The organism is Burkholderia sp. AU33545 (assembly GCF_020419685.1).
GTDB classification, from domain to species: Bacteria; Pseudomonadota; Gammaproteobacteria; order Burkholderiales; family Burkholderiaceae; genus Burkholderia; species Burkholderia diffusa.
The window spans coordinates 750,289-764,834 of the sequence record NZ_JAIZRQ010000004.1 but is presented as its reverse complement, the minus strand read 5'-3'; the positions used below and the strand labels follow the sequence as shown (position 1 = coordinate 764,834).

Genomic DNA, 14,546 nt, shown 5'->3' with positions numbered 1-14,546 from the left:
ACGCTTGTGCCGTGAGATCGCGCGTCGTTTGTGCGAGCGCATCACAGATTTCCTGCTGACGGCCCGCGCTGTGCACGCCCGCACGCTGCCATTCGTCGCCGAGCTTCGCTGCCATCGCGGCCAGCGACGCATTCCACGCAGACAGGCGTTCCTCGTCGCGCGCGGCCAGTTGCGTCTGCAGCCCCGCATGCGACTCGCGCATCGCGGCGAGCGCCGCGCTCGAATGCCGCTCGAACGTCGCGGCGGCTTCGCCGAGCGCCTGCGCATGCTGGCCGGCCAGCGTCTCGCCGACCTGTTCCTGGCGCGCGAGCGCATCGCGCCACGCGTCGGACAGCCGGCTTTCGGTCGATTCGAGGCGCGTCGCGACGCCGTCGAGCAGGTCCGTCGAACGCTGCGCGAAGGTGTCGGTGAACTGGCCGAGCGTAGTCTGCAACTGCTGCGCGACTGCATCGCCCGCGCGGCGCTGCTCGTCGAGCGCGCGGTTCCAGACGGCCGTCACGTTCCCGGTGGTCTTCTCGAAACCGTCGGTCAGCCCGTCGAGCTGACGCTGCACGGCGCTCGTCACGGTGTCGCGCAGCGCGACCATCTCCTGCGCAAGCCCCGTCATCGTCGCCGCGACGACCGGCTGCAGCGCGGCCCCGGCCACGCGCGCGCTCTCGGCGGCGCTTTCCTTCAGTGCGTCGCCGACGTTCGATGCCAGGCCGGCATACGCGCGCTCGGTCCGATCGAAGAACGTCTGCTGACTTTCGATCTGGCGATCGTGCAGCGCGACGCTGCGCGCCTCGAGCGTCGTCATCATCGTCTGCAACCGGTCGACCAGCGCCGGCATCACGTCGGCCTGGCGCTGCAACAGCCGGAACGATTCGTCGCGCTGGTGCGCGGACGAATGCACGCGCAGCGTCGTCGCGATCTTCGCGTCGAGCTGCTGGCCCGCGTCGAGCCGTTCGCGGCGCACGAGCGCGGACAGCAGCCCGAGCATCGCGGACGTCGCGACACCCGCGATCGACGTGCCGAACGCGAAGCCGAGACCCTTCACCGGCGCGATCAGCGAGGCCCGGATCGCGTCGAGGTCGGTCGCGCTTTCGAGCGCGGCGCCCGTGCCCTTCAGCGTCACGACCATCCCGAGCAGCGTGCCGAGCATGCCGAGCAGCACGAGCAGGCCAACCAGATACGGCGTGAGCGACGGGCCCGGCAGCGCGACGCGCGCACCTTCGACGCGTGCCCGCACGGCACCGCGCAGACCCGGCGGCAGCGTATCGAGCCACGCGTCGAGCGTCGCCGGGGGTTCGGTCAGGCCGGCCACCGCGCGCGACAGCGTGGCGGTGGCCTGCCTGTAGCGCCGCAGTTCCCACGCACCGGCGACGTAGCATGCGCCGATCAGCAGCGTGACGGCCGTCGCGAGCGGGTTCGACGCGACATAGCCGATGCCGATCCAGCACACTGCGAGCAGACCGGCGATGAAGACAACGAGATCAAGACGAATTCTGGACATAGCGTAGGGATTAGCAGGTACGAAGGGCCGCGAGCAGCCCGTCTACCGTTTGAAACCGGACTTCGAGTTCGGCGAGCAGGATGCTTTGCATCTCGTTGCGGAACGTGTCGAGCCACGTGCCGGGCACGATCGCCGCGGCGGGCGGGGCGTCGCCCTCGGCATCGGCCGCCGCTTGCGCGTCGGCCAGTGCCTGCCGTTCCGCGTCGCGCAGCCGCTCGAAGCGCGTGCCGAGCAGCGCGGGCACGGCGGACAGCAGGCTGCGCTCGCGCGCGCCGAGCACGCGCTCCATGATCGCGTCGAGCGTCGCGAGCCGCGCCATCCCGGACGAGCGCGCGGCGACCGCGACCCGCAAGCGGCCGCGCAACTGTCCGATCGCGGTCTCCATTTCCTGCTGGAGCGACAGACAGCTCTGGCGGAAATCCGCGAAGTCGGCCGTGTCGGCGGACGGCGGCGGCAACTCGCCGGGACGCCGCCGCGTGCGCGGGCGGAGGGCGGCCGTGATCGCCTGCGCGAGGTCGTGGCGCACGCGCGCGCAGTCACGCTCCGCGTCGTAACCACGCACGCCGGCCGCGACGCCGGGCGGGCTCGCATTCAGCGCGGACGACAGCGTGATCGCGTCGGTCCAGCCGAGCCACTGGCTCAGGCGGTCCGACAGCGTCAGCCGGGATTCCGCGACGTCGGCATCGGTCAGGCGCGCGAGCAGCCGGACGAGCGTCGGGCCGCTCAGCGCCGGGCGCGGGGGTGCTTGCACCATGCTGCAAACCGTCAAAAAAGGCAGCAGTTTACACGTCGTCGGGAGGTCGACCGCCAGAATCGCGGAAGCGGCTCGGCCCGGTACGCCGCGCAACCGGCGCGAACGCCCGCAGCACAAGGCTCGCGGGCCGATCGCAGGGGTTTCCCGGTGCGCCGGCGCGGCGCCGGCCACGCATCCGGACGCCTTCCGAAGCCCCGGCGGGCGCCGGTTCACGCCAGACATCCTGTGCGTCCGCATACGATTCCGTCATGGACGTGCGGTACCATCGCGACACCCGCCGCGCGATTCGCACCCGATTCGTGCCCGATGCGGGCCCGCGCCGCCCTGCAGCCGGCGCGCGGGCCGCCCGCACCATGGATATCCGGCCGATATCCGCGGGACGCAGGCGGCGCCCCGGGAGACCGGCGCCGCCGCCCATGACAACGACCGATAACAGACGGGCCTGCCCGACCGCTCACGATGCTTTCCGACTTCGTCGCGCGCCTGCGCGAGCGCTTCAGCAAACCGCCTACCCGGCAGGACTTCGCCGACCGTCTGATCGCCGCGCTGCGCGCGACCGGCGACACGCGCGAGTGGCTTCACGAAGACGACAAGGGCCGTCTCGTGCAAGCGGATGTCCCGTCGAACATCATCAACCTGCACAACCTGTTCCGCGACTATGCGGACGCGAAGCCGGCCGAGCGCGAAGCGACGCTGCAGCGCCAGGCGAGCGCGATGATGCAGCACGAGATTCCGGCGAACTTCGCGGACGTCCGCGCACGGCTGCGCCCCGTGATCCGCAGCGCGACCGAGCGCGGCACGGTCGCGCTGCAGCTCGCCGGACAGCCCGCCGCGTCGGAAGTCGCGTTCCGGACGCTGTGCGAGAACCTCGAGATCGGCATCGCGTACGACGGCGAATTCAGCGTCGCGCGGCTGACGAGCGCGCGGCTCGCCGAATGGGGCGTCAGCTTCGACGACGCATGCGACATCGCGATCGACAACCTGCGCGGTGCGTCGTCGGCGCCGTGGGCCGCGTTGCGCGACGGCGTGTTCGTTTCGCAGTTCGGCGACTACTACGACGCGGCGCGGCTCCTGCTGACCGACTTGCTGCACCGCCAGCCGATCTCCGGCGCGCCGGTGGTGATGGCGCCGAACCGGGCCGTGCTGCTGCTCACCGGCGACCGCAACGCGGCCGGGCTCGCGACGATGGTCGAACTCGCGGAACAGGCGCGCGCGCAGCCGCGTCCGCTGCCGCCGCTGATGCTGCGCTGGGACGGCGCCGCGTGGCGGAATTTCGTCCCGGCAGGGCTGGAAGCCAAGCTGCACGCGCTGCGCGTGGACGAACTCGCGGGCGACTATCAGGATCAGCGGACGCTGCTGGACGATCTGCACAAGCGGAACGGCACCGACGTCTTCGTGGCGTCGTACACCGTGTACCGGCGGCAGAACGGCGAGCTGTTCAGCGTCGGTGTGTGGAGCGACGGCGTGCCGACGCTGCTGCCCGAGACGGACATCGTCGTGCTCTATCGTGAAGCGACGCGGCAGTCGGCCCACGTGCCGATGGCCGCGCTGCGGGACGCATGCGGCGACCTGATGACGGCCACCGCGCACCGGCCGGTGCGGTATGAAGTGACGGCATTTCCGGATGACGCGCGGTTCGCGGCGCTGCTCGAACGGTTTCCGGCGGTGTGACGCGCGCTTGGCGCGCGCAGGGCGCGGTGATTCGTGGCCGAGGCTGCGCCCGCCACGCCATGTGCCGGAATGAGCGGCCGTGGCGGCATGCCTGTCAGGAATGCAACGGCGGCGCGCCCCCGGCGACACCGCCTGCCGTCAGATCCCCGCCTTCGGCGCGTTCAGGATCAGCCGCAGGCCGAGCAGCGTGATCGCGCCGGCCGCGACGCGGTCGACCCACTTCTTCGCGCGCAGGTAGAGTTCGCGCGGCCGGCGGGTCGAGAAGCACAGCGCGACGATCGTGTACCAGCCGAATTCGACGCCGAACACGAGCGGCGGCAGCGCCAGGTAGCACCAGAGCGGCGGATGCTGCGGCAACAGCGCCGCGAAGATGCTGCCGTACCAGATCGCCGTCTTCGGGTTGCTGAGCTGGGTCGTGAGGCCGATCCAGAACGACTTGCGCGCGCTGCCGGCGACGACGGCCTGCGCATCTTCCATCGCGATCGGCCTGTCGGCGCTGCGCCAGATCTTCGACGCCATGTAGATCAGGTAGGCGCCGCCCGCCAGCTTGAGTCCCACGTACAGCCATTCGACGGCCTGCAGCAGCGTGTAGAGCCCGGCCAGCGCGACGCCGCCGAACGCGATCCCGCCGACGCCCATGCCGAGCGCGGTCGCCAGCCCGTCACGGCGCGACAGCCCGATCGAATTGCGGGCGACCAGCACGAAACTCGGGCCCGGAATCATCGCGCCAAGCCACAGCGCGGCCAGAATGGCGAGTACAGCAGCCGATGCAGTCATCGAAGTCTCCTTGATCAGCGACGCCGAAGCGCCGGCGCCTGCGTGTCGATTCCCGACGGTGAAGTCGACGATTCTGGCACGCTTCGCGGGGCGCCGGAAGCATCCGCGCACTGCTATGCTGGGTGCCGTTCCCGCCATCGCGCCACGCCCCCAATGATCGAGATTCGCGCCGCCCGCTATCCCGACGATGCCGCCGTCGTCGAAGCGATATTCCGCGAGTACATCGCGAGCCCCACGGTCAGCCTCGCGTTCCAGGACTACGAGCCCGAACTCGCCGCGCTGCCGGGCAAATACGCCGCGCCGCGCGGGCAATTGCTGCTCGCGTGGCGCGCCGGGCGCGTGGTCGGCTGTGCGGCGTTTCGCGAAATCGACGCGACGACGTGCGAGATGAAGCGCGTATACGTGCGTCCCGAAGCGCGCGGGCTGAACGTCGGCCGCCATCTCGTCGAGCGGCTGCTGTGCGACGCGAAGGCGGCCGGTTATGTGCGGATGTGTCTCGACGTGCTGCCGGAATTCGTCGCCGCAAGGCAACTGTATGGTTCGCTCGGCTTCACGCCGGCACCGCCCGTTGCGTTCAATCCGGTGCCCGGCACCGAGTTTCTCGGGCGGGATCTGTGATGGGCACGACCGCGCACCGTGCCCTCCTCGCGCTGCTCGCCGCGCTGTCGTCCGGCGCACGGGCCGACGGCCTGCCGCAATCCATCGCGACGCAACTGCCGTCCGGCTACCAGCCGTTCGTCGCGCAGGAAGGGCCGGACCTCGGCGACGGACGGCGCAGCTTTCTCGTCGTCGTGCATCGCGCGGCCGATTCGCGCGGGCAGCCGTCGCCCCGCCCGCTGCTGATCTTCGAGGAGCGGCCCGATCACGCGTACCGGCTCGCCGCGCGCAACGACCATGTGGTCCTGCGCGCGAACGAAGGCGGCCAGTGCGATCCGTTCGATCCCGAAGACGCCGCCGACAGCGGCCTCTCGGTGAAAGGCCGCTATTTCACCGTGCAGAACTTCGTCGCGTGCGGGCAGCACTGGAGCGACTACGTGACGTTCCGCTACGACCCGCACACCCACGGCTGGCTGTTCTCCAGCGAGATCTACACCGAATCGTTTCCGCTCGACGACAAGCCCGACGAAGTCACCGTCATGCGCGCCGATGCGCACCGGCCGGTGACGTTCGGCCAATGGCGGCGCAAGGACTGAAAAACCGTGAGCGAACGAGGTTCCGCCGCTTGCATCGTCGCAACTCGCCTCCCCCCGCCAACCGGTCTACCATAGGCGCTCGTCGCCGTTCGGGCGCGCGCCGGCGCGGCATGCGTCTTGCGCGCCACCCTTCCCACGTTGAACCAGCGCAGGAGGACGTCATGACGCAACACTTCGACGCGATCGTCATCGGCACGGGCCAGGCCGGTCCGCCGCTCGCCGCGCGGCTCGCGGGCGCCGGCCTGAAAGTCGCGGTCATCGAGCGCGGCCGCTTCGGCGGCACCTGCGTGAACACCGGCTGCATTCCGACCAAGACGCTGATCGCGAGCGCGTACGCGGCGCAGCTTGCGCGTCGTGCGGCCGAATACGGCGTGTCGGTCGGCACCGTCAGCGTCGACATGAAGGCCGTGAAGGCGCGCAAGGACCAGATCTCCGGCCGCTCGAACCACGGCGTCGAGCAATGGGTGCGGGGGCTCGACAACACCACCGTGTTTCAGGGTCATGCCCGATTCGAGCGGGCGAACGCGGTACGCGTCGGCGACGAAGTGCTCGAAGCCGGCCGCATCTTCATCAACGTCGGCGGGCGCGCGCAAATCCCGCCGATGCCGGGCCTCGACTCGGTGCCGTACCTGACCAACTCGACGATGATGGACGTCGACTTCCTGCCCGAGCATCTCGTGATCGTCGGCGGCAGCTACGTCGGGCTCGAATTCGGTCAGATGTACCGCCGCTTCGGCGCGCAGGTCACGATCGTCGAGAAAGGGTCGCGCCTGATCCGTCGCGAGGACGAGGACGTTTCGCAAGCCGTGCACGAGATTCTCGCGAACGAAGGCATCGACGTGCAGCTCGATGCGAACTGCCTGACCGCACGGCGCGACGGCGACGGCGTCGTGGTCGGCCTCGACTGCACGGGCGGCCGCCGCGAGGTCGCGGGCTCGCACCTGCTGCTCGCGGTCGGCCGCGTGCCGAACACCGACGATCTCGGGCTCGAGCAGGCAGGCGTGGCGGTCGACGCGCGCGGCTACATCACGGTCGACGACCAGCTGCGCACCAACGTGCCCGGCATCTGGGCGCTCGGCGACTGCAACGGACGCGGCGCATTCACGCACACCGCGTACAACGACTATGAAATCGTCGCGGCCAACCTGCTCGACGACGATCCGCGCAAGGTGTCCGACCGCATCACCGCGTACGCGATGTATATCGACCCGCCGCTCGGCCGCGTCGGCATGACGCTCGCGGAAGCGAGGCAGACCGGCCGCCGGCTGCTGGTGGGCACGCGGCCGATGACGCGGGTCGGCCGCGCGGTCGAAAAAGGCGAGAGCCAGGGCTTCATGAAGGTGATCGTCGACGCGGACAACCACGCGATCCTCGGCGCGTCGATCCTCGGCGTGACGGGCGACGAAGTCGTGCACGGGTTGCTGGACGTGATGGCCGCCGGCGCGCCGTACACGACGATCAGCCGCGCGATGCACATTCACCCGACCGTGTCGGAGCTCGTGCCGACGCTGCTGCAGGACCTGCATCCGGTCGAATGAGGCGCGAATGAGGCGCGACCGGCCGGCGCGCATCCGCTTCCCGCGCGTCGGGTTCGCGCTTGCGTGGCGTGCGGCGCCCCGGCGTCGAACCGTGTGCGAAGAGGCCCGTTCGCGTTCGACGACATCGCCCAGGCCCGTCGGCGCATGGAAGCCGGCGCGCAGGTCGGCAGGATCGTCGTGGCCGTCTGAACGTTGCGCCGCCGGGCGTGCCGGTCGGTAACGACGGCACGCCTCGTGCATTCGCGCATCAGGTCTCGAAGTAACGCGGCCGGTCGATGTCGGCCAGCAACCCCGGCTGCACCGGCGCCCAGTCGAGCGACGCCCGCGTGCGCTCGCTCGTTGCGGGCGCATCCATTCCCGCGAACATCGCGAACCAGCCGAAGTGCTCGCCGGCTTGCGCGGCCGATTTCGACACGACCGGCACGTTCAGCCGGCGGCCGATCACCTCCGCGATCTCGCGGAACGGCACGCCCGTATCGTCGACCGCGTGATAGCGCGCGCCGGGCGCGCCGCGTTCGACCGCGAGCCGGTACACTCGCGCCGCATCGAGCCGGTGCACGGCCGGCCAGCGGTTGCCGCCGTCGCCGAGATACGCCGAGGCGCCCTTCTCCCTCGCGAACGCGATCAGGCGCGGCACGAAGCCATGATCGCCGTCGCCGTGCACGGACGGCGGCAGGCGCACGACCGACGCGCATACGCCGCGCGCGCACAGCGCGGCCGCCGTCGCTTCCGACGCGCGCGGATAGGTCGCCGACACCGGCACATGCGGATCGTCCTCCGTCGCCGCGCGGCCGGGCGCGACGAGCGCGAGGCCCGACGTGACGACCAGCGGCCGCGCCGACCCCGCGAGCACCGCACCGATCGTCTCGATCGCGCGGCGGTCGAGCTCGCAGTTTTCCGCGAAGCGCGAGAAGTCGTGATTGAATCCCGTGTGGATCACCGCGTCGACGGCCTCGGCGCCGCGCGTCAGGCTGTCGAGATCCTCCAGCGACCCGCGATGGACATCGGCGCCCGCGGCCGCGACCGCCGCGGCGGCCGCGTCGGACCGCGCGAGACCGAGCACCGCATGCCCGGCGGCCACGAGTTCGGCAACGACCGCGGAGCCGACGAAGCCCGACGCTCCCGTAACAAAGACACGCATTTCGACACCTCCGAATGAACGAGAGGCTTACTATCTGTCGACCGTCGCGCGCGGTGAAGACGTGACGGTTTACCGGTAAACGAACTAACAGGCTATGGCTGACGCATCCGACAACCTGCTCGGCGCGTACCTTCGGGACCGCCGCGAGAAACTCGATCCGGCCGCGCTCGGGCTGCCCGTCGCGCGCCGCCGCACGCCGGGCCTGCGGCGCGAGGAAGTCGCGCAGCGCGCGCACGTGAGCGCCGCGTGGTACACGTGGCTCGAACAGGGCCGCGGCGGCGCGCCGTCGGCCGACGTGCTCGACCGGCTCGCCCGCGCGCTGCTGCTCAACGACGCCGAACGCGAGCATCTGTTCCTGATCGGCCTCGGCCATCCGCCCGAGGTGCGCTATCACGCGAGCAGCGATGTCACGCCGCGCCTGCAGCACGTGCTCGATTCGCTCGACGCCAGCCCCGCGATCGTGCGCACGGCGACGTGGGACGTCGTCGCGTGGAACGACGCGGCCGCCGCGACGCTGACCGACTATGCGACGCTGCCGCCGCCAGCGCGCAACATCCTGCGGCTGATCTTCGTCGATGCCGGGGTGCGCTACGCGCAGCAGAACTGGGAACGCGTCGCGCGGTTCGCGGTGGGCGCGTTTCGCGCCGACATCGCGCGCGGCGGGGCGACGCAGGCCGTGCAGACGTTCGTCGACGAGATGCGCGCGACGAGCGCCGCGTTCGACGCGATGTGGCGCGACCACGACATTCATTCGCATGACGAAGGGACGAAGGAGATTCGTCACCCGCGAGCCGGCCGGATCGCGCTCGAATACTCGGCGTTCTCGGTGACCGGCCGCCCGGACCTGAGTCTCGTGATCTTCACGCCGGCGACGCCGGCCGATCGTGCCCGCATCCGGACACTCGTCGCCGCGCGTGAAAAGGCCCGCGAACGGGACGACGGACCGCACGTGCCGGCCGCCTAGCGTGTCGAATCTGCGCCCGGAGCCGCTCCCGGATTCGCACCCGGCGCCGCGCCCGAAACGGCCACGCCGCCCGCCCCGACTGCGTCGCCCATCGGGCCCCGTCACGCCGCGCCCCTCCATCACATTCCGCACTGACACCCAGTCGAATATTTAATTTTCACCTGGGTAAGCACGCCTTTACCCTTTCGGCATCGCATCACAAGGCCACTGGCCCCTGGAGCATTCCGATGACCGACCCCGGCACCGCACACGCCGTTTCCCGCCCGCACGCGGCTTCCGTATCCTGCGGCGCACTCGCGTTGCTGGTGCTCGCCGGCCTCAACCTGCGTCCGTTCCTGACCGCATTCGGCCCCGTGCTCGACATCGTGCGTGCCGACACCGGCCTCGGTTTCCGCGCGGCCGCGCTGCTGACCACGCTGCCGTTCGTGCTGATGGGCGTCGTCGCCGGCGTCGGCGTCGGGCTTGCACGACACGTCGGCGAGCAGCGCGCGCTCGCCACCGCGCTGGCGCTGATCGCCGCGGGCTGCATCGCGCGGCTGTGGACCGGAAACGGCACCGGGCTGGTCGTCACGGCGGTCGTCGCGGGCGCGGGCGTCGCGGTGGTCCAGTCGCTCGCGCCGGGCCTCGCCAAGCGCTGGTTCGCCGACCGGCTGCCGCTCGCGATGGGGCTCTATTCGGCGGCGCTCGTCGGCGGCGGCGCATTCGGCGCGGTCGCGAGCCCGTGGCTCGCCGCGCACGGCGGCTGGCATCTGTCGCTCGCCGTCTGGGCCGTGCCCGCGCTCGTGACGCTCGCGCTGTGGCGCGCGAAGGCGCCGCGCGACGCGGTGCATGCCGCGACGGTATCGGCGCCCGTCACCGCGTTCGCCCGGATTCCGCGCGCATGGCAACTCGCGCTGTTCTTCGGCCTCAGCAACAGCGGCTATGCGAGCCTCGTCGCGTGGCTGCCCGCGTTCTATCACAGCGTCGGCATGAGCTCGCAGGCGAGCGGCAACCTGCTCGCTTGGATGGCGCTGTTCCAGGCAGCCGGCGCGCTAGCGATGCCGCTGCTCGCGAAACGCTCGCACGATCGCCGCCCCGTGCTGTGGCTCACGCTCGCGTTGCAGGCGGTCGGCTTCGTCGGCTTCGCGACGGTGCCCGCGCTCGCGCCGTGGCTGTCGGTCGCGAGCGTCGGCGTCGGGCTCGGCGGATTCTTCTCGATGAGCCTGATCGTCACGCTCGACCACTTGCCCGATGCGCGGCTCGCGGGCGCGCTCGCCGCGTTCGTGCAGGGCATCGGCTTCCTGATCGTCGCCGCGAGCCCCTGGCTGATCGGCTGGCTGCGCGACGCGGGCGGCGGCTTCGCGATCGCGTGGTGGCTGCATGTCGGCGTGATCGCGTTGATGGCCGCGTTGAACGCCGCGTTCTCTCCCGACGGCTACCGGCGCAGCATGGCGCGCATCGCCAGCGCGGCGCACTGACACCGAACCACCGGATTCCCCGATCCGGACGATCGCCGGCGTCCGCCGGCGCTCGTCCAGCCGCCCGCGCACGGCCGGGCGCGGGCCGCCACGCCCACCGGCCGCACATTCGCTTCACCGCACACCACAACAATCGATCATGGAGACAATCATGAAAAAGCTCGTCATCGCCGTCGCGCTTGCGCTGACGGCAGGCGCCGCCGCCGCGAAAGACCCGGCCGTCCTGCGCCTCGGCGTCGATCCCAGCTACGCGCCGTTCGAATCGCTCGCACCGGACGGCAAGCTCGTCGGCTTCGACATCGATCTCGGCAACGCGATCTGCGAACGCATGAAGGTGCGCTGCGTGTGGGTCGAAAACGCCTTCGACGGGATGATCCCCGCGCTGAAGGCGCGCAAATTCGACGGCGTGCTGTCGTCGATGAGCGTGACCGAGAAGCGCCTCGCGCAGATCGCGTTCACCGACAAGATCAACAACGTGCCGCCGCGCCTCGTCGCGCGACGCGGCTCGAACCTGCAACCGACGGCCGGGTCGCTGGCCGGCAAGAGCGTCGGCGTCGAGCAGGGGTCGACGCAGGAAACCTATGCGCGCACGTACTGGGAACCGAAGGGCGTAATCGTGCGCACGTACCAGACGCAGGATCTCGTCTATCAGGATTTGATTGCGGGCCGCCTCGACGCGTCGCTGCAATCGTCGGTGCAGGCCGATCTCGGCTTCCTGAAGACGGCGAAGGGGGCGAACTTCGAATTCGCGGGGCCGCCATTGCACGATCCGAAGACGCTCGGCGTCGGCTCCGCGATCGGCGTGCGCAAGGATGACGACGCGCTGCGCACGCAGATCAACCAGGCGCTCGCGAGCCTGATTCAGGACGGCACGTATCAGCGAATCGCGAAGAAGTATTTCTCGTTCGATATCTACAACTGACGGATGCGAGCGGCTGCGGCCGCCTGCCGATGCGAAGGGGCGTCGCGCGCGACCGCGATGCCCCGTTCCTGCTTTCGGCAACCCGTTCACCACGTTCTTTTTGACCGGCGGCCTGTGCATTTGCGCAGCTCGATCGTCTGACGACCACCGCGCGATCGACATGTGGCGCGAACGATGCCCCGCGATGACCGCAACGGACGACGGCGAACGCGCGACGGCCGTGCGCTGCGCCTCCCGCCCGCTCGCGATCGCCAGCGGCGAGTGCGCGTCGCTTCGCGGCGGCGATGCGTGCCTCGGCCGTCGGCACGCCGTTCACCACGGCAACGTATCCGCCCTCCACCGCCGCCCTTCTGTCGCATTCGTCCAGATTCGCGTCGCGTGCAGATAAAACCTCCGCGCCGCGCCTGCCGTTAACCCGTTCGCAACCCTCGCGCCCCGCATTTCGACGCGGCGCGCCGTCGTCGTTCGTGATCCGGAATCCACATCCGCCGTCTGCCGCCCGTCGGGCCGCCGGCAAGGGAACGTCATGCGAAAACTCACCATCCGCGGCGGGCTCGTCGCGACCATCGCCGGCTATACGGCGCTGCTCGTGCTGGTCGTCGGCGCGTGCATCGCCGCCCTCTACGCGGGCAACGGCTCGCTCGAAGCGATGTACCGCGACGACACCGCGTCGCTGCTGCACCTGAAAACCAGCTCGGAGCGCATGCTCGTGCTGCGCGAACGCGTGAGCGACGTCGCGCAGATCATCAGCGCCGGCCAGCCCGCGAAGGCGGAAATCGCGCAACTGCACACGCTCCTCAAGCAGAGCGACGACGAACTGGACGCGTACACGCGCCTGCACACGCGCGACGCCGACGAGCAAGCGCTGTTCGACACACTGCGCAATCGCCGTCGCACGCTGCTCGACCAGGTGTTCCTGAAGGCGATGTCGCAACTCGATCACGACAACGCATTCGACTTCCTCGACACGCACCGCACCGCGCCGCCGGCACTCTTCACCGCCTACCAGGAAGCGATCGACGCGCTCGAATCGTTCCAGGTCGCCCGCCAGAAGGCGCGCTACGATGCAGCCGGCGAGCGCTTCCACCGGATCGTGTGGGCCATGGTGGCGGTCGCGCTGTTCGCGCTGATCGTCGGCTTCCTGGCGCAGCGCGTGCTCGCGAAGGCGATCATCGCGCCGATCCATCTCGCCGTCGCGCATTTCGACAGGATTTCGAAAGGCGACCTGACCGGCACGGTCGTCATTCCCGGCGAAAACGAAATGGCGTATTTGCTGAATGCATTGAAGCGGATGCAGGACGGCCTCGTCGAAACCGTGAATCAGGTGCGCTCGAGCACGGAGACGATCGTCGGCGACGTCCGCACGATCGCGAGCGGCAACGTCGACCTGTCCGCGCGCACGGAGCAGCAGTCCGTGTCGCTGCAGCAGGCGGCGGCGAGCGTGGAACAGCTGACGGCGACCGTGCGGCAGAACGCGGACAACGCGCGCGATGCACGCACTTACGCGCAAGGCGCGGCCGGCATCGCATCGAAAGGCGGCGACGCGATGCAGCGCGTCGTCGAAACGATGTCGGCGATCTCGCACAGCTCCACGCGGATCTCCGGCATCGTCGGCGTGATCGAAAGCATCGCATTCCAGACGAACATCCTTGCGTTGAATGCCGCGGTCGAAGCGGCACGCGCGGGCGAACAGGGGCGTGGCTTCGCCGTGGTGGCAACCGAGGTGCGCGGGCTCGCGCAGCGCTGCGCGTCGGCGGCGAAGGAGATTCGCGAACTCATCGGCCACTCGGCGCAGCGCGTCGAAGACGGCAGCGGCCTCGTCGCACTCGCCGGCTCGGCGATGAACGAACTCGTCGCCGCGGTCGAGCGCGTGAATGCGATCATGGGCGAAACGAGCATCGCATTCGACGAGCAATCTGCCGGCATCGAGCAGGTGAATGCCGCGGTCATCCAGATGGAGCAGACGATGCAGCGCAATGCCGCGCTGGTGGAAGAAGCAGCCGCCGCGGCGCTGTCCCTCGAGGATCAGAGCGCACGACTGAGCGATGCCGTCGCGCAATTCCGTCTTCGAGATGTGGCGGCGGCGGCGTGATGTGACCGGTCCGACCGGTGTCGGGCCTGCCGGCACGGCACGACACCCGAGCCTCCGCCCGGTGTCGTTGCCGGCAAAATGTGGATCGTCCGTGGGCAGCTCGCGCCTAGGCCGCCCGTGCCAGCAGGTCCATCGCGAAGGACTTCGCGTGCGCGACGGCCTCCTGCGCGTCGGGGAATACGCCGAGCTGCTCCCAGCGCTCTTCGGCCGCGTAGGTTCCTTTCACGGCGAGCGCCCGCTGAACGCGCAGCTGGGCTGCGAACCCGCCGTCTTCCAGCGGGCGCGCCGTCGCGACGACCTTGTGCGGGGGACTGGCTCTCTCCGGCTGATGCCACTCGACAGGACCGTCCGGCACGCCGGCAATCGTCAACTCGTTCCTGGCCTTGCAGTCCGGGCAGTAGAAACACCACCCCGCTTCTTCGCGACTGGGCTTGACCTGACCGCGAGCCAGCACGGCGCGGCATTCAACGTTTTCGCAGATGAACGGCATAGCAGTCTCCGGAGTTGTTTGACGGAAATCCTAGCATGTCCGTCGGCGGCGAAAC

At 69.9% G+C, this 14,546-nt stretch carries 13 protein-coding genes; 8 read left to right on the top strand and 5 right to left on the bottom strand.

Features of this window, described 5'->3' with window-relative positions:
• Together LGM71_RS17430 and LGM71_RS17425 are read right to left on the bottom strand one after the other, a co-directional pair.
• Nucleotides 1–1,492, bottom strand: a 1,492-nt coding sequence (locus LGM71_RS17430) for a DUF802 domain-containing protein (protein WP_226115526.1), incomplete at its 3' end; no start/stop codon positions are given.
• 10 nt (nucleotides 1,493–1,502) lie between these two features.
• The gene (locus tag LGM71_RS17425) at nucleotides 1,503–2,246 is read right to left on the bottom strand and encodes a DUF3348 domain-containing protein (RefSeq protein WP_124620909.1); all 744 of its coding nucleotides are present in this window, start codon (nucleotides 2,244–2,246) and stop codon (nucleotides 1,503–1,505) included.
• Nucleotides 2,247–2,705: 459 nt separating this feature from the next.
• On the opposite strand from LGM71_RS17425, the gene LGM71_RS17420 reads away from it, so the two are divergent.
• Nucleotides 2,706–3,917, top strand: a complete 1,212-nt coding sequence (locus LGM71_RS17420; protein WP_226115524.1) for a hypothetical protein — start codon at nucleotides 2,706–2,708, stop codon at nucleotides 3,915–3,917.
• 138 nt (nucleotides 3,918–4,055) lie between these two features.
• On the opposite strand, the gene LGM71_RS17415 is transcribed toward LGM71_RS17420, so the two are convergent.
• On the bottom strand, nucleotides 4,056–4,694 hold the full coding sequence (locus LGM71_RS17415) for a LysE family translocator (protein ID WP_124901410.1): 639 nt from the start codon (nucleotides 4,692–4,694) through the stop codon (nucleotides 4,056–4,058).
• 153 nt (nucleotides 4,695–4,847) lie between these two features.
• On the opposite strand from LGM71_RS17415, the gene LGM71_RS17410 reads away from it, so the two are divergent.
• The 3 genes from LGM71_RS17410 (at nucleotide 4,848) to LGM71_RS17400 (ending at nucleotide 7,425) form a co-directional block, all read left to right on the top strand.
• Nucleotides 4,848–5,312, top strand: coding sequence for a GNAT family N-acetyltransferase (locus LGM71_RS17410; RefSeq protein ID WP_226115522.1), 465 nt, complete (start codon nucleotides 4,848–4,850; stop codon nucleotides 5,310–5,312).
• Entirely contained in the window at nucleotides 5,312–5,887 is a 576-nt protein-coding gene (locus LGM71_RS17405) for a hypothetical protein (RefSeq protein WP_226115520.1), read from the top strand. Before LGM71_RS17410 ends, LGM71_RS17405 begins: the two co-directional genes overlap by 1 nt.
• 161 nt (nucleotides 5,888–6,048) lie before the next feature.
• Nucleotides 6,049–7,425 (top strand): FAD-containing oxidoreductase, encoded by a 1,377-nt coding sequence (locus tag LGM71_RS17400; protein ID WP_226115518.1) that lies wholly within the window; start codon nucleotides 6,049–6,051, stop codon nucleotides 7,423–7,425.
• 247 nt (nucleotides 7,426–7,672) lie between these two features.
• Here the strand turns inward: LGM71_RS17400 and LGM71_RS17395 are convergent, their stop codons facing one another.
• Nucleotides 7,673–8,566: an SDR family oxidoreductase gene (locus LGM71_RS17395; RefSeq protein ID WP_226115515.1), complete on the bottom strand. Its 894-nt coding sequence runs from the start codon at nucleotides 8,564–8,566 to the stop codon at nucleotides 7,673–7,675.
• A 94-nt stretch (nucleotides 8,567–8,660) separates the two neighbouring features.
• Here LGM71_RS17395 and LGM71_RS17390 point away from each other — a divergent pair, with 94 nt between their 5' ends.
• From LGM71_RS17390 to LGM71_RS17375, 4 genes are all read left to right on the top strand, one after another.
• A complete protein-coding gene (locus LGM71_RS17390) occupies nucleotides 8,661–9,530 on the top strand; it encodes a helix-turn-helix transcriptional regulator (protein ID WP_226115514.1) in 870 nt (289 codons plus the stop codon).
• Nucleotides 9,531–9,757: 227 nt separating this feature from the next.
• On the top strand, nucleotides 9,758–10,987 hold the full coding sequence (locus LGM71_RS17385; RefSeq protein WP_226115513.1) for a cyanate transporter: 1,230 nt from the start codon (nucleotides 9,758–9,760) through the stop codon (nucleotides 10,985–10,987).
• Between the two features lie 151 nt (nucleotides 10,988–11,138).
• A complete protein-coding gene (locus LGM71_RS17380; protein ID WP_059601335.1) occupies nucleotides 11,139–11,909 on the top strand; it encodes an ABC transporter substrate-binding protein in 771 nt (256 codons plus the stop codon).
• A gap of 526 nt (nucleotides 11,910–12,435) precedes the next feature.
• Nucleotides 12,436–14,001, top strand: coding sequence for a methyl-accepting chemotaxis protein (locus LGM71_RS17375; RefSeq protein WP_226115511.1), 1,566 nt, complete (start codon nucleotides 12,436–12,438; stop codon nucleotides 13,999–14,001).
• Nucleotides 14,002–14,107: 106 nt separating this feature from the next.
• Here the strand turns inward: LGM71_RS17375 and LGM71_RS17370 are convergent, their stop codons facing one another.
• On the bottom strand, nucleotides 14,108–14,491 hold the full coding sequence (locus tag LGM71_RS17370) for a hypothetical protein (RefSeq protein WP_124620888.1): 384 nt from the start codon (nucleotides 14,489–14,491) through the stop codon (nucleotides 14,108–14,110).
• Nucleotides 14,492–14,546: the final 55 nt, after the last annotated feature.